The following is a 19,206-nucleotide window of genomic DNA, read 5'->3' on the forward strand; positions in this document are numbered from 1 at the left end:
GCGCGGACCACGGCCGTCACCCCGGAGCCGTGAAAATTGGGCAATGTGCTCACCCGATCCGGCTCACACCCACACGATGTCCACCGGACGCGGCATGGCTTGCACACTGCATCGTCGCGCCGCCACCCTGCCCTGGTGAGCACGCCCACCGCCCCCGCCTCCCCGCAGCGCCCTGGTCAGGTCACCGGCGCACCGCCGCACACCGTGGCCGAGGACGTCACCGGCCTCCTCGTCGGCACCTTCCTCGCCTCCTTCGCCCTGCACCTGCTGAGCTCGGCGACCGTCGTGACGGGCGGCACCGCGGGCCTCAGCCTGCTGCTCAGCTACGGCCTGCCCGTCCCGTTCGGGGTGCTCTTCCTGCTGGTGAACCTGCCGTTCTTCGCGCTGGGGCTGCGCACCAAGGGGTGGGGCTTCACGCTGCGCTCGCTCGTGGCGGTCGTGGCCGTCTCGCTGTTCGCCCCGGTGCACGCCGCCGCGCTGCCCCTGCTGTCCGTGGAGCCGGTGTACGCGGTGGTGTTCGGCAACCTCGCGGCGGGGATGGGGATCCTCGTGCTGTTCCGGCACGGCGCCAGCCTCGGGGGTTTCGGGATCCTCGGGCTCGTCCTGCAGCAGCGCCTCGGCTGGCGCGCCGGGTACGTGCAGATGGTCCTCGACGTCGCGGTGGTGCTGCTGGCGTTCACCGTCACCTCGCCGGTGCTGGTGGCGCTGTCCGCCCTCGGTGCGGTGGTGCTGAACCTCGTCCTGGCCATGAACCACCGCCCCGGCCGCTACATGGGGGCCTGAACCCCGGCGGTCACGCGCTCCCCGCGCGCCACGACCTCCCGCACCCGCAGGTCCGGCCCGAGGACGACCACGTCGGCGCGCGCACCCGGCTCCAGGTGGCCGGTGTCGGCGAGACCGAGCACGGCGGCGGGCACGGCGGTCAGCGCGGCCAGCGCCGCGTCGAGGCCGAGCCCGGCCTCCAGCACGGCGTGGCGCAGCAGGTCCTGCGTGGTGGCGGTGCCGCCGGCGATGGCCCCGCCGGCGGCGAGGGTGGCGAGCCCGCCGCGCACGTCCACCTCCAGCGCCCCGAGCCGGTAGCGGCCGTCCCCGCACCCGGCGGCGGCCATGGCGTCGGTGACGAACGCGGTGCGCCCGGTCCCGGCGGCGCGGGCCGCGGTGGCCAGGACGAGGGGGTGCAGGTGCGCGCCGTCGGCGATGAGCTCCACGGTGACCCGCTCGTCGGCGAGCAGGGCGGGCACCGGCCCGGGGTCGCGGTGGTGCAGCGGGCGCATCGCGTTGAACAGGTGCGTGGCCAGGCGCACCCCGGCGTCCACGGCGCCGGTGGTGGTGGCCGCGTCGGCGTCGCTGTGCCCGAAGGCGGCGACGGCGCCCGCGTCCACGACCCGGCGCACGGCGTCCAGGCCCCCGTCGAGCTCGGGGGCCAGGGTGACGACGCGCACCGCGCCGGGCCGCGCCCCCAGCAGCGCCGCGACGTCGGCGGGGTCCGGGGCGCGCAGCAGGGCGACGTCGTGCGCGCCGGGGTGGCGGGGGCTGAGCCACGGGCCCTCCAGGTGCACCCCGGCGAGCAGCCCGTCGGCGACGAGGTCGGCCAGGGCCACCACGTCCTCGCGCAGCCGCGCCAGCGGGGCGGTGACGAGGCTCGCGACGAGGGTCGTGGTGCCGGCCGCGCGGTGGGTGGCGGCGGCCCGCGCGGCGGCCTCGACCGTCCCGGTGCCAGGACCTGAGCCACCGGGGGCGCCGCCGAAGGAGGCCCCGCCGCCGCCGTGGCAGTGCAGGTCGACGAAACCCGGCACGGCGGTGCCGCCGGTGGTGTCCAGGACGGCGCCCGCGCGGCGCAGCTCCTCCTCCGGCGCGGCCCCCGCGCCCACGGCCGCGACCCGCCCGCCCTCCAGCGCCAGCCACCCCGCCGGGAGCACCCGCCGCCCCGTGCGCAGCGCCCCGCCGGTGAGGACGAGGCGCCCCCCGCTCACCACGTCGCCGTCACCTCCGGCTCGGGGCGTCCCGCCCCGGCGCCCGCGGCGAGCGCCGCGCCCACCGGGGCCAGCGGCACGGCCGGCGGCGCCAGGCGCACCCGCTCGGCGATGCCGAGGCTGCGCAGGAACGGCGAGGACCCGGACTGCGCCCGCACCGCGGCCCGCACCGCCTCCAGCAGCGGCGCGCCGACCTGCGCGACCCCGCCGCCGAGGACCACGTGCTCCACGTCGCAGGTGAGGACGAGGATGCGCACGGCCGCCGCGACGGCGTCGGCGTACCCGTCGCGCAGCCCCACCGCCACCGGGTCCCCGGCCGCGGCGGCGTCGAACACCTCCGCCGGGGCGGGGCGGCCCTGCCTGCTCGGCCAGGCGGCGTCCAGGGCGGTGCCGGAGGCGTACAGCTCCAGGCAGCCGCGCTGCCCGCACGCGCACCGCGCGCCGCCGGGCCGGTAGGGCAGGTGCCCCACCTCCCCCGCCGCGCCCCGGGCGCCGCGGCGCACCCGCCCGTCCAGCACGAGGCCGGCCGCCACACCCGTGCCGAGGGCGAGGAACGCCAGGTCGCCGGGCAGCCGCAGCACGCGGGTGGCGCCCAGGGCGGCGGCGTTGAGGTCGTTCTCCAGGAGCACGGGAACCCCGCCGAGGCGCCGGGCGAGCAGCCCGGCGAGCGGGAAACCCTCCTCGTGCAGGCCGAGGTTCACCGCGTGGGAGACGGAACCGGCGAGGGGGTCGACGAGCCCGGGCAGCCCCACCCCGACGGCGGTGAGGGAGGCCGGTTCCCTCCCGGCGTCGGCGCACAGCCGCTCCACGGCCTGCACGACGGTCGAGACGACGCCCTCCGGCCCCGGCCGGGTGGCGGCGCGGACCGTGCCGCGCACGGAGGCCTCCGCGTCGAGCAGGACCCCCAGCACCTTCGTGCCGCCGAGGTCCAGCCCCGCCGTCCACCCGGACCCGGCCCCGTCCATCAGCCCTTCACCGCCCCGGACACCAGCCCCGCGCCCATCCGGTGCTGCACCAGGAGGAAGAACGCGATGACCGGCACCGCGATGAGGGTGGAGCCGGCCATGACGAGCCCCCAGTCCGTCGCGCGGTTCGCCTCCACCAGCCCCTGCAACCACAGCGGCAGGGTGCGGTGGCCCTCGTCGGTCATGACGACGAGCGCGAGGGTGTACTCGTTCCACGCCTGCAGGAAGCCGTAGACGCCGGCGGCCACCAGACCGGGCGCCAGCAGCGGCAGGGTGATGCGGAAGAACGCCCCCGTGCGGGACAGGCCGTCCACCATCGCCGCCTCCTCCAGCTCCACCGGCACCCCGTCGACGAACCCGCGCAGCATCCACACCGTGAACGGCAGGACCGCCGCCACGTACACGATGCCCAGCCCCAGCACGGAGTTCACCAGGGACCACCCGTCCAGCATGCGGTACTGCGAGATGAACAGCGCCTCGGCGGGGATCATCTGCACCACCAGGACGGTGACGACGAAGGCGCGGCGGCCGCGGAAGCGGAACCGGCTCAGGGCCAGCGCCGCGACCGCCCCGGCCAGCACCGCCACCACCACCGTCAGGACGGTCACCGACAGGGACGTGCGCAGCGCGGCGGTGAACGCCGGGTCGGCCAGGACGGCGCGCAGGTTGCGCAGGGTGCCGCCGACGGGGAGGAAGGAGGGGTCGGCGGACTGCAGCCGCCGCGAGGGCAGCAGGGCGCTGTTCACCATCCAGTACACGGGGAACAGCCACAGCAGCGCCACGGCGAGGGCGAGGGCCCCCAGCAGGCGGCGGCGGACGGCGCTCACAGCTCCTCCTGGCGCAGCACGCGGCGGATGTAGCCGGCGGTCAGGGCGAGGGTCAGCACGAGCATGACCGTCGCCATCGCCCCGGCGAGGGAGAACTCCTTGGACAGGGAGTAGATGTAGGTGCCCAGCAGGTGCGTCTCCCGCGTGGGGGCACCGGCGCGCTGCAGGACGTGGATCTGCGTGAACACCCGCAGGTCCCAGATGACCTGCAGCAGCAGCACGATGGAGACGACCGGCCGGATCAGCGGCAGCGTCAGGAGGCGGAAGCGCTGCCAGCCGCCCGCCCCGTCGAGCTGCGCGGCCTCCAGCACCTCCCCCGGCACCTGCAGCAGCGCCGCGTACACGGAGAACACGACGAACGGCACGGACGTCCACACCACGATGAGGCTCGCGACGAGGAAGAAGGACCACGGCTCGATGAGCCAGGAGTGCCGGCGCATGCCCTCCAGGCCCAGCGGCCCGGCCAGCAGCCAGTTCACCACGCCGTACTGGGAGTCGAAGAGCCACTGCCACACCGTCATCGTGGCCAGCACGGGGGCGCCCCACGCGAACAGCAGGGACACCTGCAGGGTGGTGCGCGCGACGCGGCCCACCTGGGTGAGCAGCACCGCCAGGGCCACCCCGACGGTCATGGTGACGGCGGCGTTGGCCAGGCAGAACGCGACGGAGCGGCCGATGACCCCCCACACGTAGGGGTCGGCGAGCAGGGTGCGGTAGTTGCGCAGGCCCACCCACTCCGCGGGGCGGCCGAACTGCTGGGCGAGGCCGTACTCCTGGAACGACAGCACGAACTGCCGCACGAGGGGGTAGCCGAGGCCGAGCGCGATGAGGGCGAGGGCGGGCACGAGCAGGAGCTGCGGGGCCGCGGCCCGGCGGCGGCGCGGCGGGCGGGAGGCGCCGGGGGGTGCGGTGGTGACGGCCGGGACGGGCCCGGGGGCGGGGACCGGTGGGGCGGCCCCGGTGCGGGGTGCGGACATCGAGGGCTCCGGGTGGTGGAGGGTCCTGCTGGGGCCGCCCGCCGGATCGTCGGCGGGCGGCTCCGGCGGGTCCGGTCAGCTGAGGGTGTCCGTGATCAGCTTGTCGGCCTCGGCGGCGGCCTGCGCCACGTCGGCACCGGAGGCGATCTTCTGGAAGAAGTCCTCCAGGATGCGCGCACCCTCCACGTCGGCCCACTTCTCCGCCGCCGGGGTGAGCTCGGCGTCGACGGCGGCGGCGAGGGCGGCCTGGGAGTAGGCGTCGTCCCCGAGGGCGCCGCTGTACTTCTCGTTGCCGGGGATGAGCCCGTTCTCCGCGAGCATCGTCTGGTACTCCTCGCTGAAGATGATCTTCAGCAGGTTCTTCGCGAGGTCCTGGTTCTGCGACTTGGCGGGGATCGCGATGTTCGAGCCGCCGGCGAAGACGTTCGCGACCTGCCCGGGCTGCAGGCCCGGCAGGGGGAAGATCCCGGTCTTCTCCTCGTTGCACTTCTGCTGCTCGGCGAGCAGCGCCTTGTTCTCCGGGCTCTCGCCCTCGGGGTCGGCGCCCTTGTCGCACTCGGGCAGGGCGATGCTCCAGCGCGCCCAGGTGGGGGCGGAGAACATGGCGGACTCGCCGTTGTTGAACGCGATCCACGGCTCCTCGGAGTCGGCGTCGCGGGGGGCCCTCGTGGCGGTGGTGAAGAGCTGCTGCACCTGCGCCAGGCCCTTCTGCGCCTCGGGGGCGGACAGGGCACCCTTCCAGGTGCCGCCCTCCTGCACCGCGAGGTCGCCGCCGTGGGTGTAGACCCAGGCGATGCCGTTGTACCAGTCCTGCCCGGGGAACCAGAACCCCGAGTAGCCGGGCTTGCCGGCGCCGGCGGTCTCCTGGAGCCGCACCGCGGCGGCGGTGAACTCCTCCAGCGTCTTCGGGACCTCGACGCCGGCGGCGGCGAAGGCGTCCTTGCGGTAGAACACCGCCCGGGAGCCGGAGTAGTACGGCACCGCGTACACCGTGCCGTCGACGGTGCCGGCCTCGACGAACCCCTCGAGCAGGTCGTCCCCGCCGAGCTCGGCGGTGAGGTCGCCGAGGTCGGAGAAGGCGCCGGCGTGGGTGAACGTGGCGCTCTGGGTGTTGCCGATCTCCACGAGGTCGGGGGTCTGCTCCTCCGACGCGAGCGCGGTCTGCAGCCGGGGCACCAGCCCGGTCCAGTCCTGCTCCTCGATCTTCAGCTTCGCGCCGGGGTTCTGCGCCTCGAAGGTCTTCACCAGGTGGTCCCGCAGCTCCTGCGGGGTGTCGGAGCCGGCGAGCCACAGCCGCACCTCGGAGGTGCTGCTGCCCGCGCCACCTCCCTCGGCGTCCCCTCCGCAGGCGGCCAGGGCCAGGGCGCCGACGACGAGGGCTGCGAGACGACCGCTGCGTGCACTTGCCATGGGGTTTCCTCCTCGCTGTGCCGGCGGTGCGCTGCCGCGCCGTCGGGTGTTCGACAGGGTTCTGGTGCGGGGTTCTGTGCGGGGTCCTCGTGCGGGGCGGCTCAGGTGACGCCGAGCTCGCCGGAGAGGACGAGGACGGCGGCACCGCGCAGGGCGCCGTCCTCGCCGAGCGCGGTCATCCGCAGCTGCAGGCCGCTGGAGATGACCGGCATGGTGCGGGCGCGCAGGGTCTCCAGCGCGGCCTCGCGCAGGGGCCCGCCGAGCAGGTCGGCGGGCCCGGAGACGACGACCTCGGAGAGGTTCAGGGCGCTGACCACGGGGGCCAGGACGACACCGAGGCGCCGCCCGACGGCGGCGAGCTGCGCCCCGGCCTGCGCGGCGGGCAGGCCCTGCACGCGGCGGCGCAGGGCGGGGACGGACAGGACCGTCTCCAGGCAGCCGGTGCGCCCGCACGCGCACTCCCGGGCCGGGCCGAGGGGGGCGCCGGGCACGTCGTCGCGCTCGTCGAGGGCGGTGACGTGCCCGATCTCCCCGGCGGCGTGCTGGTGGCCCTGCACGAGCGCGCCGTCCAGGACGATGCCCGCACCGACGCCCTCCCCGACCGTGATGACGAGCAGCCCGTCACCGGCCCCGCCGCCGTAGGTGAACTCCCCCAGGACGGCGGTGTTGGCGTCGTTGGCGACGTGCACGGGGACGCCGAGCGCCTCGGAGAGCAGGACGGCCAGCGGCACCCCGAACCAGTCGCGGTTGGGGGCCTGCACGACGGTCCCGCCGGGGTCGACGACACCGGGGGAGCCGACACCGACGCCGAGCACGGGGCACTCGGCCAGGGCGACCAGCTCGCGGCAGAACTCCACGAGGGCCTCGACGGCCGCCTCGCCGGTGCGCCCCGCGGTGGGCGTGGAGCGGCGGGCGCGCACGGCCCCGGAGACGTCGATGAGGGCGCCGTGCACGGCCTCGTCGTCGGCGAGGTCGACGGCGACGATCTGGAAGGCGTCCTCGCGCAGGCCGACGAGCGTGCCGGGCTTGCCGACCCTCCCCTCCGGGCGCAGGCCGAGCTCGGTGACGATGCCGTCCTCCATCAGGCCGGCGACGAGGTCGGAGACCGTGACGCGGGTCAGGCCGGTGGAGCGGGCCAGGTCGGCGCGGGAGGCGGGGCCGGCGTGGAAGAGGTGCTGGAGCACCAGGGAGCGGTTGTGGGCACGGGCGTGCTCGGGCAGGACCTTGGAGGTGGGGCGCAGTGCCCGTCCCGCGGGCCGCCAGTCTCGAACGAGCGTCACATTTGTTAGTAGAGTGTCCTTACAGATTCTCGTCAAGACCCTGACGACCCGCAGTCCCGCTGCGACGGAAGGCGGACCATGCCGCTGGACCTGATCCCCGCACCCCTGCTCGCCGCCACCTCACCCGGCGCGCCGCTCGTGCTGCACCCCACGAGCCCCGTCTCCGGGCCCGGTGACGCCGGCCCGGTCGCCGCTGCCCTCGCCGCCGCCCTCGCCGCAGCCCTCGCCGGGCGTGCGGCCCGCGGCGGGAGCGTCGAGCTGCGGCTGGTGGACGACGCCGCCGCCCTCGGCCTGCCCGCCCCCGCCGGCCCCGACCTGCTGCCGGAGGCCTACCGCCTCGACGTCTCCGCCGCGGGCGCCACCGTCACCGCCCTGACCCCCGCGGGCCTGCGCCACGGCACCACGACGCTGCTCCAGCTCACCGCCGCCGACGGCACCGTCCCCGCCTGCACCGTCGCCGACGCGCCCCGCTTCGCCTGGCGCGGGCTCTCCCTCGACGTCGCCCGCCACTTCGTGCCCGTCGCCACCGTCGAGCGCGTCCTCGACGTCCTGGCCGCCCTCAAGCTCAACGTCCTGCACCTGCACCTCACCGACGACCAGGGCTGGCGGCTCGACGTTCCCTCCCGGCCCGAGCTGGCGGCCCGCTCCGGCGGGAGCGCCGTCGGCGGCGACCCCGGCGGGCACTACACCGCCGCCGACTACGCCGGGATCGTCGCGGCCGCCGCCGCGCGCGGCATCACCGTCGTCCCCGAGATCGACGTGCCCGGCCACGTCAACGCCGCCCAGCACGCCCTGCCCGAGCTCACCCGCTCCGGCGAGCCCGCGCCCGTGCACACCGGCATCGAGGTGGGCTTCTCCCAGCTCCACGCCGACCTGCCCGCCACTCTGCCCTTCCTGCGCGACGTGCTCGGCGACGTCGCCCGCGCCACCCCCGGCCCCCACGTCCACATCGGCGGCGACGAGGCCCTGACGATGGAGCCGGCGGAGTACGCGGAGCTGGTCGCCGCCGCCGCCGGGATCGTCACCGCCGCCGGCAAAGGGGTGGTCGGCTGGCAGGAGATCGCGAAGGCACCCCTGCCGCCGGGGACGCTCGTGCAGTTCTGGGACGGGCGCGAGGGCTCCACCGCCGAGGCCGTCGCCGCCGCCGTCGCCGCCGGGGCCCGGCTGCTGCTCTCCCCCGCCCCGCACACCTACCTGGACCTGAAGTACGACGCGCACACCCCGATCGGCCTGGAGTGGGCCGGGCACGTGGAGGTGCGCGACGCCTACTGCTGGGAACCCGCCGACGTGGTGCCCGGGGTCCCCGCCGGGAGCATCGCCGGGGTCGAGGCGTGCCTGTGGACCGAGACGATCCGCACCGCCGACGAGCTGTTCGGCATGCTCCTGCCGCGCCTCGCGGCGGTCGCCGAGGTCGCCTGGAGCGCGCCCGCGGCACGCGGCTGGGAGGGTTTCGCCCGGCGCGTCGCCCGGTACGCGCGGACGTGGGACGAGGCGGGGCTGGCGTGGTACCGCTCCCCGCAGGTCTCCTGGGACGAGGACACCCGAGCAGGAGGTAACCCGTGGAAGTCGTGATCGTGCCCTCCCCCGCCGACGGCGGCCGCCTCGTCGGCGGCGCCGTCGCCGACCTCGTGGCCCGCAGGCCGGACGCCGTCCTCGGCCTGGCCACCGGCGGGTCCCCCTCGCCCGTCTACGACGACCTCGCCGCCCGGCACGCCCGCGGGGAGCTGTCGCTGGCGTCCTGCCGCGCGTTCCTCCTCGACGAGTACGTGGGCCTGCCCGCCGGGCACCCCGAGCGCTACTCCTCCGTCATCCGGCGGGAGGTCGTCGAGCGGCTCGACCTGCCGGCGGGCGCGGTGCACGCCCCCGACGGCGAGGCCGGCGACCTCACCGCGGCCTGCGCGCGCTACGAGGCCGCCGTGCGCGCCGCCGGGGTGGACCTGCAGCTCCTCGGCGTCGGCACGGACGGGCACATCGGGTTCAACGAGCCCGGTTCCTCCCTCGGCTCCACCACCCGCGTCAAGACCCTCACGTCGCAGACCCGCCGGGACAACGCCCGCTTCTTCGGCGGCGACCCCGGGGCCGTCCCCCGGCACGTCCTCACCCAGGGCGTCGGCACGATCCTCGCCGCCCGCCACCTGGTGCTCCTCGCGTGGGGCGAGCACAAGGCCGAGGCCGTGGCCTCCCTCGTGGAGGGCCCCGTCACGGCGTTCTTCCCCGCGTCAGCGTTGCAGCTGCACCCGCACGTCACCGTCGTCGCCGACGAGGCCGCCGCCTCCCGGTTGCGGCTGGCGGACTACTACCGGGAGGCGTTCGCGGACAAACCCGCCTGGCAGGGGCTGTGAGGGCGCCCTGCGCACAGGTCAGCCTGAGTCCACCGTTCCAGATCGGTGAGGTCGTTGATCCAACCCGGCGATCCTGCGAGTGGCGAGGTGGCGTGTGGTGGGCAGGAGGTGGCCGCTGGTTCGCCCAGTTGTTCCACTCGTGGTGTCGGTCGGGCCCTGTCGGGCGGGGTGGACGGGTCAGGCTGCGAGGGCTGGCGGGACGCCGGCGGTGGTGTCGGAGAGCCGTTGACCGCCGTGCTGCCAGGGCCAGTTCCCCGGCAGGTGCAGCGTCGTTCGCCGGGCGGAGCGGGCAGCTCGGGCTGGCACGCAGATCAGGCGGGCGCGGATGGTGGCGGTCCGGGCGCGGGTGTGGCCGCCGCCGGCCGAGGTGCCGGTGGCGCGGGTGAGGTTGTAGGCGCTGGCGGCCAGGACCAGCCATGCGGAGTTCGCGGCGAATCTTCCCGAGGGCAGGTGCGCCAGCGCGCCTGCCTCGAGGTCGGCGATGACCTGCTCGATGATCGCGTGGCGGCGGTGGTCGGCTTCCGCTTCCAGCATGGGCAGGGGCGAGTCGGTGAAGATCGCGTGGTAGCGGAAAGCAGCGAACAACTCCTCCCGCCCTCACCGGTGGAGCCCAGGCGCTTGATGCGGCGCACGATGAGGCGGGCGTGCACCTGGTGGGACTGGCGTCGGGAGCCGAGCGCGGTGAAGGGGATCCCAGCGACTTCCGCATCGGAGATCCAGCGTTGCTCATCCTCGTCCCAGATCGCGTCGGGGTAGCGGATCGCAGTCCAGGCGTACTCGGCGACGCCCGCGATGGCCTTGGCGACGGCCGGGTTGGCTCGGGCGGTGAGGGAGAACCTCGCCCTGGCGCGGCGGGGGGCGGCCACGACGTCCCGGCTGTAGTAGGCGGAGTCAGCCCGCACGATCACCAGACCGTGCCCGTCCGCTCCACCGGCGCCAGCGGCTCTCGCGACGGCGAGCGCATCGGCCGGCAGCTTGCCCGCCCGCGCACCGAGGTCGCTGACCCCTTGCGCGCCCGGGTGACGGCGATGACCGGTGCGGCTAGTGGTGTCGACGGCGTCGCGAGGAGGAAGTTGAGCCCCTTCACCCCGGAGTAGCCGTAGCCGGCGCCCTGCTTGGCGTAGCCGAAGGTTCGACGCACGGAGTCGTCGACGTCGACGTCGGCGATCTCACCCACTCCCGGCAGCAGAGGCGCCGCTGCGGCCAGGCGCGGCAAGAACCTCGCCGCTACTGCGTCGAGCCGGCGGACACCCCCGAAGGAGGACGCCCGCAGGAACGTCCCGCAGGTCGACGGCGCCCGCACATCGGTGAACACCCGATCCATCCCGCCGTGACGCAGCGGATCCAGGTCGTCGGTGCAGTCCGCGCCGGCGACCATTCCCGCGACCAGACCGGTCACCTTCGCCCCCGCAGACGCCCCCGGCGAACCCGGCGGGCGCACACGCCCCTGCGCCAGCTCGTGCAGCCCACACCGCCGCGCCGGCGCGAGCACTGGGACCGACCCGGCGCAGGCGTGGAGCGAGTCACGTTGCTTCGGTCTCGACTCCCACGTGTTCAGTCCTGCGGGGAGAGGCGATGACCCACCCTCGCGTGATCTTGCGGGCCAGCGGTGACGAGAACCAGGTGAGGGCGGCGACGCGGACGGTGGTGTGGACGATGACCGTCAGCAGTTCGGGCCAGCCACCCGTGACGCGAACCGCTGCGTAGTTCAGCAACGGACTGACGGGCAGGACGCAGCAGAAACCGCAGACGGCTTGACGCCACCGTCCGACTCGGCGCTTGCGCGGCTCTGGCACTGACCGTCGTCCCGCGCACCAGAGATCGGGCCTGGTATCCGGTGTGTGAGCGAACCGGTGACGCCGGTTGGCTTGAGCCTCACAGGGTGGTGAACCCTTCGCGCCAGGACGGGTGCACGAAGGTGAAACCTGTCTCGCGGAGAGTGGCGTTCGACACCGGACGTCCGATGTCGTCGGACGCGGTCGTATGGGGACTCTTGGCGGGAAACTTGGGAGGAGGGGCGCCGACAGCGGCCGCGAATACCGGGACCCACTGGCAACCTGCGGCTGGTTCGTCGTCGACCACGTTCACCACCCCGCTCGGCCAGTGCAGCGCCTGGACGGCAGCGCGAGCAGCGTCCTCGACGTGCACGAACGACGTGACCGCGTCGGTAACCGGCAGCAATCCTGCGCGGGCGGCCTGGCCGAACCGGCCCTCGCGCGCGTACCAGGTTCTGGGTCCGTAGAGCTGCCCGTAGCGCAGGACCACGCCCTCGGCGCAGCCGAGAACGATGGACTCCAAGTTCGCGACGGCGGCGACGGTCGTACGACGCGGCTCGGGGGCACCGCTGTCCTGCGGGTCGTCCTCGACGGCGGGCGTGGTCCCCGGTCGGTAGATCCAGCTGATGCTCTGCGCTACCACGCGTCGCACCCCGATCTGCTGCGCGGCCTCGACGAGGTGACGGGTGCCGATCCGGCGCAGTCGGGCGTTGCTGGCCGAGTCCCCGCCGCTCAGATCGGTGAGCTGGTGCAGGACGACGTCGGGTTCGAAGCGGGCCACCGCCGCGCGCACGTCGTCGCGCTCGAACACGTCCAGAAGTACGGGGGTGGCTCCCAGCCGGTGCAGTGCGCCGGTCTTCGCCTCCGAGCGAGTGGTGGCGACGACCTGGTGGCCTTCGGCCACCAGGAGCGGTATGAGGGCTTGGCCCAGGACACCGGAGCCTCCGGCGAGGAAGACACGCATGTGAGCTCGTCGGACCTCTCGTCAGTGCGGGTACCCGCCGATGCGGCAGGTCTCGCAGCTGACCCTAGGGACACCGTGGACCAGTAGGAAGGTCCACCCGTCGATGGATGTCCTGGTCCAGTGCACTGGTTGGTCCTTGATGCGTCTTCGTCAGAGGTCCGCGGGGTGGAGGCAGCCGTCCGCGCCGCCATCAGCTCCAGGGCCCTACCGGCGGGCCAGCGCATGCCTTCCAGTTGCGACCTCACAGCCGAACCGGGCATCTCACGAACCACGGTGGTCGCCGCCCTCGACGACCTCATCGCCGAAGGGGTCCTTACCGCTCGCGGCCGTAGCGGCCTGCACGTCGCCCGCCATGCTGCCCCCGTCGGGGATGGACCCCTGCGCGCGGGAGCCGCCCAGCCACCCGACGGGGTCGAACGAGTGGCGGGCCCGTTCGATCTGCGTCCCGGCCAGCCCGAACAGGGTTCGTTCCCGACCAGTCGCTGGGTCAGCGCCCTGCGCCGTGCCGCCACTCGGAGCAACCCGACCTCCGGCCCGGCGGATGGGGCCGGAGCCCAGGTGCTGTGCACCCAGCTGGCCGCCTACCTCGCCCGGGTGCGGGGCGTGCACGCTGACCCCGACCGCATCGTCATCAGCGCGGGCTTTCGAGCAGCCTGCACGGCCCAAGCCGTCACCACCACCGATCTCGGCGTGCGGCAGGTCGCGATGGAAGACCCCTGCCTGCCCGCAGTGGTGGAACCCTGGCGGCGCCTGGGACACGCAGTGCTGGACCTGCCGGTTGATGCCGACGGAGGCCGCGTCGAAGACCTTGAGAACCTCACCACGGTGGCTGGCTGCGCGCCCGGTGTGGTAGTGCTGACTTCCTCCCACCAGCTCCCCCTTGGAGGCGCGCTGAGACCCCGGCGCCGCCGCCTGGTCTGCGACTGGGCTACCAGAACAGGTGGGTACGTCATCGAAGACGACTACGACGGAGAGTTCCGCTTCGGCCGTCGCCCGGTCACCGCACTGCAGCGATCTGCCCCGAACGCGTCTTCTACGGCGGTAGTGCCAGCAAGACGCTGTCACCGGACTTGCGGATCGGCTGGCTCGTCCTGCCCGAGGAGCTGGTCGCCACCACCGCCCACGCGGTCAGCGTCCTCACAGGTGGCGTACCGCTGCTGAACCAGCTGGCTCTGGCCGACCTCATCGCCAGCGGCGACTACGAGCGGCACGTGCGGGCCCAGCGTCGGGAGTACGCCCGCCGGCGGACCCTCCTGCAGAACGCGCTGACGGCCCGTGGGCTGGCCGCGCCCGGCATCCCCGCCGGCCTGCACGCCGTCATCGAGCCAGGCGACTCCGCGACCAGCTCGCACACACCGGTCCTCGTCCACGACCTCGCCCGCTGCACCCGGACGCACCCCAGGCCCCGCGCTCTCGTCGTCGGCTTCGCCACCCCCTGCCGGCAGGACAACGGCGCCGCCCTGTCTGCCATGCTGACGACCTTGGCACCCCACTCGTGACCCCAGACAGGGTTGGACGATCGAGAACGCCATCCACACCTGCACCCGGGGAGCCGCTGATCGTCTCGCTGCGTAGCGGGGTCCCGGGCGCTCTCACCGAGCTCATCACCCTAGATGGGGCGCTGAACAAGCGCGCCGTGGACGTCCCGGCCTACTTCGAGCTCCTTGGCACCAGCAACGGTGCCGCCGAGGCGATGAGAGGCAGACTCGAGCACCTACACGGCTCCGCCCTGAGGTTCCGCAACCTCGTCAACGACATCGCCGGGTTCCTGCTCGGGACCGGCGGCTCCAGACCACGACTGAACCCTCGTTCGTGAAGAAGGCCCTTACTGTCAGGTAGCTGCGGACGACGCACCAGCAGCGCGGTGGTGCCCGTCCGGTCGGTTGGCCGTACGCGGCTACTCATCGCCGCCGAGCTTCGGGCCGTAGGCGGCGCACTGCCGGGCCATGATCACTCGCATCGACGTGTTCCGCGGCACACCGTAGACAGTGCCCGGGAAGTCAAGGCCCTGCTGCACGGCCCACAGCTCGTCGTGCTGGTCGGGCGAGAAGAGCCGGGCCGGGTCGCCGGCTGCGATCCAGCCGATCGGGACGACGGAGCCCTCGGCTAGCACCGAGTTGACTTGGAGCACACTGTTGATGCGCAACTCGCTCCGGCTCCCTACCTGAGACCCCGGAAACAGCGAGGCACCGGTCGCGATGAAGACCTCGTCGCCGACCAGGCAGCCGTTGAGGTGCGCGTGCGGCCCCACCAGCACGGCGTCGCCGATCGAGAGCAGGTGACCGGCCCGGCCCCGCAGGACCGCGTTCTCCATCACCAGCACGTCCGAACCCACTTCGACTCGGCCGAGGTCCCCGTTGAGCACTGCGCCGTGCAGCACGCGGGATCCGGCGCCGATCCGGACGTCGCCGGTCAACACGGCGGTCGGCGCTACCCAGGCGGTTACATGCACGTCGACCATGCAGGCAACGATAGTCCACCCCTACCCGAGCACCGACGCGCCGAGCTGCGCCGCCAGGGCATCGTCGCGGTCATCCCTGAGCCCCGTGACCAGCAAGGACGCTGCGGACGCCGCGGCTCACGCGGCGGGCGACCGGTCACCGACGACCCTGACGCACACAAGGGCCGCAACGTCGTCGAACGTTCTCCAGCGCCCTCGCGCACTGGCGCGGACTCGCCACCCGTTGCGACGAGCTCGTCGTCGCCTACCGCGAAGGCGCCGTCCTGGCCGCGATCCTCAGCTGGCTCCGCACACCGTCGGGAGACCCGTCCTAGCTCTCCAAGACGGCGAACAGCGAGTGGATGTTGCCCTCCGGGTCCGCGAAGAACCCGGTGTAGTGGCCCCACGCAGTTTCGGTCGGCTGTGCGATCGGCTGTGCACCGTGCTCTGAGAGCCACCTGAACCGCTCATCGACCTCGCCCCGGCCGGCGCACTCGAAGTTCAGCTCGAACGCCTGGCCGGTGGATGGAGCGCGGTACGCGGGGTGGTCGTGAGTGTTGGCGAGCATCCCGGCGCGCGAGAAGATCGCGAAGCGGATCCCTCCACCGGTGAAGGCGATGTAGCTCGGTTCCTCGACGTCAAACGTGAGTCCGAGCGCGTCGCGGTAGAACGCGCCCAACGCTCCGACGTCGTCCGCGAGGACGGTGATGCCTTCGAGCCTGGGGGTAGCCATGGCTAGCAGTGTGGTTCCGGCATCGACCACGAACAAGTGGCCAGGGGCTCCGTGCGGCGGTGCAGGCCCTGGCGCAGCTCATCGGGCAGAGCGTGTGCCGCCGCGTCGGCGCCATCCTCAGCGACCACGCCAGGGTGCAGATCGCGCGCCGAGCAGCCCATCACCTGCTGGACGGCCCCCACCACCACGCCGGCCGCCACGCCGGCGACCGTCTCCGTGGCGGCTCCCACTGCAGCGTCGGGAGCCACGCCGTGCGCGGCGGCCCCGCGGCTGGCCCGCCCTGAGCCGCTGCCTGTCGGTGAGGTGCTGGAGCACCACGGGGAGGCGATGGTGCTGCTCAGCTTGCGCCGTGTTCACATCGACTCCGAGGCCCCGGCCGTCCACGGCTTGCAGCTGCTCGGCCACGAGGGCAGTCCCGGGTGGGTTGCCACCTACCGGCCGGCCACCGAGGAGGAGGCCCGGCCGCTGCGGGAGCAGCAGCACGAACAGCGCGAGCACCGCCATGCTCGGGCACGGCACGAGGTCCTGGCCGAGCTCACCCACCACGTCGCCGCCCGCGGCACGCACCTCGACAGCGGCGAGCCCCACCGGCACAGCGGACAGGTGATCCACTCCTGCCTGCACCTCGGCTGCGGCGAGGAGGTTCGCGTCAGCGACACCGACGTGGTGCTCATCGAGCTGCACGGCCTGGACGGTGACTCCCGGGCCGCCCATGACGCCGCCGGCGCCCGCGTCCGCGTAGCGCCGCTGAGCGACCCCACTGCCCGGGACCTGATCCGCCAGGGCGTGCCGACCCTCGCCGACAAGGCCTGCACCGGCACAGGCGCCGACATCCGCGTCCCGTCCGCCCCCGCAGCGGGAGCCGGGTCCTCGACCCCAGCACCAAGTCGTGGACTTGCGGGCACCTCCCGCCCGAAGGGTGGGGGAACTCTGGTGAATTCTCCCGCGAGCGGCAGGTGCCCCCACCGCGATCGCGGCTACGGCCCTCGTCCTGAGCGGCCTGGAGAACCGCTACTGACACAGGCTCGCTGCACCGGGCCGCCGCCGTAGCGGCCGCCCCGTGCGGCTGTCATACGGCGGCCGTGACGGGCTGGAGTGTCCGCCGGCCTGCTGCGAGGTCGCGGGCGACCTCGGTGACCCGCCGTCCCAGTGCCGCCGCCGTGTCGAGGTCTGACTGGGGAGGCGCTTGGTCGGGCCCGGCGTCGCCGTAGGACTGGGCCATGGCGCCGGTGAAGGCGCCGAGCCGGTTGAGGTCGTCGGTCGAGCCTGTGGTGGTGTTCCACCCACCGTACAGCCCGGGCGTCACCCAGTGCATGCCGTGCTGGGCGGCGAGGACGAACAGCTCGATGAGGGTGTTCTCCTTGTTGCCGTTGATGTTCTGGCTGTTCGTGAACCCGCCTGCAACCTTGCCCTGCCAGCGCAGCCCGTCGGCCCAGGGCTCGGAGGTGGCTTCGGCGAACTGCTTGAAGGCCGCCGACGCCGCGCCCATGTAGGTCGGGGACCCGAACACGACCGCGTCGGCTGCGTCGATGGCGGAGATGGCCGCGTCGTTGTCGGCGGAGACGTCGACCAGGGTCACCCGCGCGTCGCCGGCCTCGCGGGCGCCGCGGGCGACGGCCTCGGCCTGCTTTGCGGTGTGCCCGTAGCCGGAGTGGTAGGCGACGACGACCCTGAGGGTGCGGTTCCCGTCAGCCCCGAGCTGCGTGTCGGTCACCGGCCCGCGCCGACGGCGCCCTCGACCGGCAGGCCGGCCTCGCTCCAGTCCTGGATGCCGTCCTTGTACTTGCGGACGTTGGTGTAGCCCAGACGCTCCAGGGCGGTCGCGACGTGCTGGCTGTTGCCGCAGGCGGCATTGGAGCAGTAGGTGACGATCGCGGCGTCCTTGTCGGGCAGCAACTGCGGGGCGAGCGCGGCGACGTCATCGACGACGAGGTTGAGGGCGCCGGGCAGGTGCTGCTGCTCGTAGTAGGACGCCGGCAGCGCGTCCAGCAGGACGACGGAGCTGGTGGCGAGCGCGTCGTGCAGTTCGTCGCGGGAGATGAGGGCGGTCATGGCGGTTCCCTTCGGTCGTCAACCGGACTAGAGTCCGCTTGTGCCTGGCGACCGTAACGGACCGCAGTCCGCTTCCGCAAGACCCGCTCGTGCCGACCTGGCCGTCCTGGGTCAGCAACCCGTCCGCGCCGAGCGCGCTGACGCCGCGCGCAACCGCGAACGCGTCCTCGCGGCCGCGGCTCGGCTGTTCTCCGACCGGGGCGTGGATGCCGTCACGATGGACGACATCGCCGCCGAGGCAGGAGTCGGCAAGGGGACGCTGTTCCGACGGTTCGGCGACAAGGCCGGCCTGGCCGTCGCCCTGCTCGACGAGCGAGAGCGGGACCTGCAGGGCGCGATCCTCAGCGGCGCCCCCCCTCTGGGCCCCGGGGCAGCTCCCGCCCTACGACTGCACGCCTTCCTCGACGCCTACCTGCGTCACGTCGAGACCAACCTCGACGTCGTGCGGCTCTCGGAGACGGCCGCGCCCGGCGCCCGTTACCGCATCGGCTCCTACCGCTTCTGGGCCGTGCACGTCGCCCACCTGCTGTCGCAGGCACGGCCGGACGTCGACGCAGACGCCGTCGCGCACGTCCTGCTCGCCGGCACCGCTGCCGACGTGCTCGCGGGCATCGGCCCCCCCGGGCTCCTCCAGCACCGGCAGGCCGTTCTGGCCGTCGCGGCCGCTGTCGCCCCGTACCGCTGCTGACCTGCTCCCACGTCCTGGGACAGCGGCTCTGGCGTCCACGCCGCAGGCGCCCCTGAGGCTCGCCTGCATGCCGACGAGGCGGCAGGTGCCGTACCGCCCGCGAAGCAGGCTCCGCTGGTCCCTGGACCAGGGCCCCGGTCCGTCAGTCCTGGCGGCCGCCACGCGACTGGAGGCTCTCGCCCCGTCCGCCCGAGCGCCGATCACGCCGCTCCCGACAAAGGCCCGGTCATCGGCGAAGAGCCGCTCTTGGCAGCAGCCTGACACGACCGGAAGCCCGGACGTCCGCCCGCGCCTGACACCGAAACGCCGGCGCCGCGGACAGTTGCATAGCTAATCGGCCGTTGGTAGGCTCGTGAGGTGTTCGACGAGTGCATGTACTTCAACACCTCGGCTCTTGCCAGGCAGCTGGACCGCAAGTGGGCCGCCGCATTCGCCCCCTTCGGAATGACTGCGCCCCAGGCATTCCTCCTGCGCGCCGTGCTTCGCCGACCAGGTATGGCACCGTTCGAGATCGCAGATCTCCTGACGATCGCGCGCCCCACAGCGACCCGGTTGATCGACGGCCTGGAAGCGAAAGGGTTGCTGGTACGAGATGTGTCGGACGCCGACGGCCGAGCCCGCACCGTGCATCCCACCCCAGCCGCGGTCGAGATCGAACGCGCGGTTGATCGAGCCTCAGGCTCGGTGACCAGCGAGCTCAAGCAGACCCTCGGAGCCGATGTCTTCAACCAGACCGTGAACAGCATCCGAGGCGTGCGCCGCGCACTCGCCTGACGCGTC

General features: G+C 73.6%; 19 protein-coding genes and 2 pseudogenes. 9 read left to right on the forward strand and 12 right to left on the reverse strand.

What is annotated here, in order from left to right:
• Positions 1-135: 135 nt before the first annotated feature.
• Positions 136-783 carry a YitT family protein gene (locus ACYQBY_RS11395; RefSeq protein ID WP_459643974.1) on the forward strand — a complete coding sequence of 216 codons (648 nt, stop codon included), beginning with the start codon at positions 136-138 and terminating at the stop codon, positions 781-783.
• Here the strand turns inward: ACYQBY_RS11395 and ACYQBY_RS11400 are convergent.
• The 6 genes from ACYQBY_RS11400 to ACYQBY_RS11425 form a co-directional block, all read right to left on the reverse strand.
• Positions 768-1,973 carry an N-acetylglucosamine-6-phosphate deacetylase gene (locus tag ACYQBY_RS11400; RefSeq protein ID WP_459643975.1) on the reverse strand — a complete coding sequence of 402 codons (1,206 nt, stop codon included), beginning with the start codon at positions 1,971-1,973 and terminating at the stop codon, positions 768-770. The genes ACYQBY_RS11395 and ACYQBY_RS11400 overlap by 16 nt on opposite strands.
• Positions 1,970-2,938, reverse strand: a complete 969-nt coding sequence (locus ACYQBY_RS11405) for an ROK family protein (RefSeq protein WP_459643976.1) — start codon at positions 2,936-2,938, stop codon at positions 1,970-1,972. The genes ACYQBY_RS11400 and ACYQBY_RS11405 overlap by 4 nt, the downstream gene beginning before the upstream one ends.
• Complete coding sequence (locus ACYQBY_RS11410) at positions 2,938-3,765, reverse strand: carbohydrate ABC transporter permease (protein WP_459643977.1); 828 nt, start codon at positions 3,763-3,765, stop codon at positions 2,938-2,940. The genes ACYQBY_RS11405 and ACYQBY_RS11410 overlap by 1 nt, the downstream gene beginning before the upstream one ends.
• Positions 3,762-4,742 (reverse strand): carbohydrate ABC transporter permease, encoded by a 981-nt coding sequence (locus ACYQBY_RS11415; protein ID WP_459643978.1) that lies wholly within the window; start codon positions 4,740-4,742, stop codon positions 3,762-3,764. The genes ACYQBY_RS11410 and ACYQBY_RS11415 overlap by 4 nt, the downstream gene beginning before the upstream one ends.
• Before the next feature lie 75 nt (positions 4,743-4,817).
• Positions 4,818-6,152 (reverse strand): extracellular solute-binding protein, encoded by a 1,335-nt coding sequence (locus ACYQBY_RS11420; protein WP_459643979.1) that lies wholly within the window; start codon positions 6,150-6,152, stop codon positions 4,818-4,820.
• A 101-nt stretch (positions 6,153-6,253) separates the two neighbouring features.
• Complete coding sequence (locus ACYQBY_RS11425) at positions 6,254-7,432, reverse strand: ROK family protein (protein WP_459643980.1); 1,179 nt, start codon at positions 7,430-7,432, stop codon at positions 6,254-6,256.
• 78 nt (positions 7,433-7,510) lie between these two features.
• Between ACYQBY_RS11425 and ACYQBY_RS11430 the strand changes: the two genes are divergently transcribed.
• Together ACYQBY_RS11430 and nagB are read left to right on the forward strand one after the other, a co-directional pair.
• Positions 7,511-9,004 carry a family 20 glycosylhydrolase gene (locus tag ACYQBY_RS11430; protein WP_459643981.1) on the forward strand — a complete coding sequence of 498 codons (1,494 nt, stop codon included), beginning with the start codon at positions 7,511-7,513 and terminating at the stop codon, positions 9,002-9,004.
• Positions 8,992-9,774 (forward strand): glucosamine-6-phosphate deaminase, encoded by a 783-nt coding sequence (gene nagB, locus ACYQBY_RS11435; RefSeq protein WP_459643982.1) that lies wholly within the window; start codon positions 8,992-8,994, stop codon positions 9,772-9,774. The genes ACYQBY_RS11430 and nagB overlap by 13 nt, the downstream gene beginning before the upstream one ends.
• Before the next feature lie 177 nt (positions 9,775-9,951).
• On the opposite strand, the pseudogene ACYQBY_RS11440 reads toward nagB, so the two are convergent.
• Together ACYQBY_RS11440 and ACYQBY_RS11445 are read right to left on the reverse strand one after the other, a co-directional pair.
• Positions 9,952-11,332: pseudogene (locus ACYQBY_RS11440) on the reverse strand (IS1380 family transposase).
• Between the two features lie 317 nt (positions 11,333-11,649).
• Complete coding sequence (locus ACYQBY_RS11445) at positions 11,650-12,513, reverse strand: NAD-dependent epimerase/dehydratase family protein (protein ID WP_459643983.1); 864 nt, start codon at positions 12,511-12,513, stop codon at positions 11,650-11,652.
• A gap of 222 nt (positions 12,514-12,735) precedes the next feature.
• Here ACYQBY_RS11445 and ACYQBY_RS11450 point away from each other — a divergent pair, with 222 nt between their 5' ends.
• The 3 genes and pseudogenes from ACYQBY_RS11450 to ACYQBY_RS11460 form a co-directional block, all read left to right on the forward strand.
• Positions 12,736-13,674, forward strand: coding sequence for an aminotransferase-like domain-containing protein (locus ACYQBY_RS11450; protein WP_459644386.1), 939 nt, complete (start codon positions 12,736-12,738; stop codon positions 13,672-13,674).
• Positions 13,584-14,012 carry a hypothetical protein gene (locus ACYQBY_RS11455; protein WP_459643984.1) on the forward strand — a complete coding sequence of 143 codons (429 nt, stop codon included), beginning with the start codon at positions 13,584-13,586 and terminating at the stop codon, positions 14,010-14,012. Before ACYQBY_RS11450 ends, ACYQBY_RS11455 begins: the two co-directional genes overlap by 91 nt.
• Positions 14,013-14,068: 56 nt before the next feature.
• Positions 14,069-14,329: pseudogene (locus tag ACYQBY_RS11460) on the forward strand (ISL3 family transposase); the annotation flags it as partial.
• Between the two features lie 81 nt (positions 14,330-14,410).
• On the opposite strand, the gene ACYQBY_RS11465 reads toward ACYQBY_RS11460, so the two are convergent.
• Positions 14,411-14,974, reverse strand: a complete 564-nt coding sequence (locus ACYQBY_RS11465) for a gamma carbonic anhydrase family protein (protein ID WP_459643985.1) — start codon at positions 14,972-14,974, stop codon at positions 14,411-14,413.
• A 310-nt stretch (positions 14,975-15,284) separates the two neighbouring features.
• Positions 15,285-15,686: a VOC family protein gene (locus tag ACYQBY_RS11470; protein WP_459643986.1), complete on the reverse strand. Its 402-nt coding sequence runs from the start codon at positions 15,684-15,686 to the stop codon at positions 15,285-15,287.
• Positions 15,687-15,989: 303 nt separating this feature from the next.
• Between ACYQBY_RS11470 and ACYQBY_RS11475 the strand changes: the two genes are divergently transcribed.
• Positions 15,990-16,736, forward strand: a complete 747-nt coding sequence (locus tag ACYQBY_RS11475) for a hypothetical protein (RefSeq protein WP_459643987.1) — start codon at positions 15,990-15,992, stop codon at positions 16,734-16,736.
• Between the two features lie 19 nt (positions 16,737-16,755).
• On the opposite strand, the gene ACYQBY_RS11480 is transcribed toward ACYQBY_RS11475, so the two are convergent.
• Together ACYQBY_RS11480 and ACYQBY_RS11485 are read right to left on the reverse strand one after the other, a co-directional pair.
• On the reverse strand, positions 16,756-17,400 hold the full coding sequence (locus ACYQBY_RS11480; protein ID WP_459643988.1) for a flavodoxin family protein: 645 nt from the start codon (positions 17,398-17,400) through the stop codon (positions 16,756-16,758).
• On the reverse strand, positions 17,397-17,738 hold the full coding sequence (locus ACYQBY_RS11485) for a rhodanese-like domain-containing protein (protein ID WP_459643989.1): 342 nt from the start codon (positions 17,736-17,738) through the stop codon (positions 17,397-17,399). Before ACYQBY_RS11485 ends, ACYQBY_RS11480 begins: the two co-directional genes overlap by 4 nt.
• A 40-nt stretch (positions 17,739-17,778) precedes the next feature.
• Here ACYQBY_RS11485 and ACYQBY_RS11490 point away from each other — a divergent pair, with 40 nt between their 5' ends.
• Positions 17,779-18,426 (forward strand): TetR/AcrR family transcriptional regulator, encoded by a 648-nt coding sequence (locus ACYQBY_RS11490; protein WP_459643990.1) that lies wholly within the window; start codon positions 17,779-17,781, stop codon positions 18,424-18,426.
• Positions 18,427-18,783: 357 nt separating this feature from the next.
• Positions 18,784-19,200: a MarR family winged helix-turn-helix transcriptional regulator gene (locus ACYQBY_RS11495; protein ID WP_459643991.1), complete on the forward strand. Its 417-nt coding sequence runs from the start codon at positions 18,784-18,786 to the stop codon at positions 19,198-19,200.
• Positions 19,201-19,206 lie beyond the last annotated feature (6 nt).

Source organism: Kineococcus anabasis, assembly GCF_054590795.1.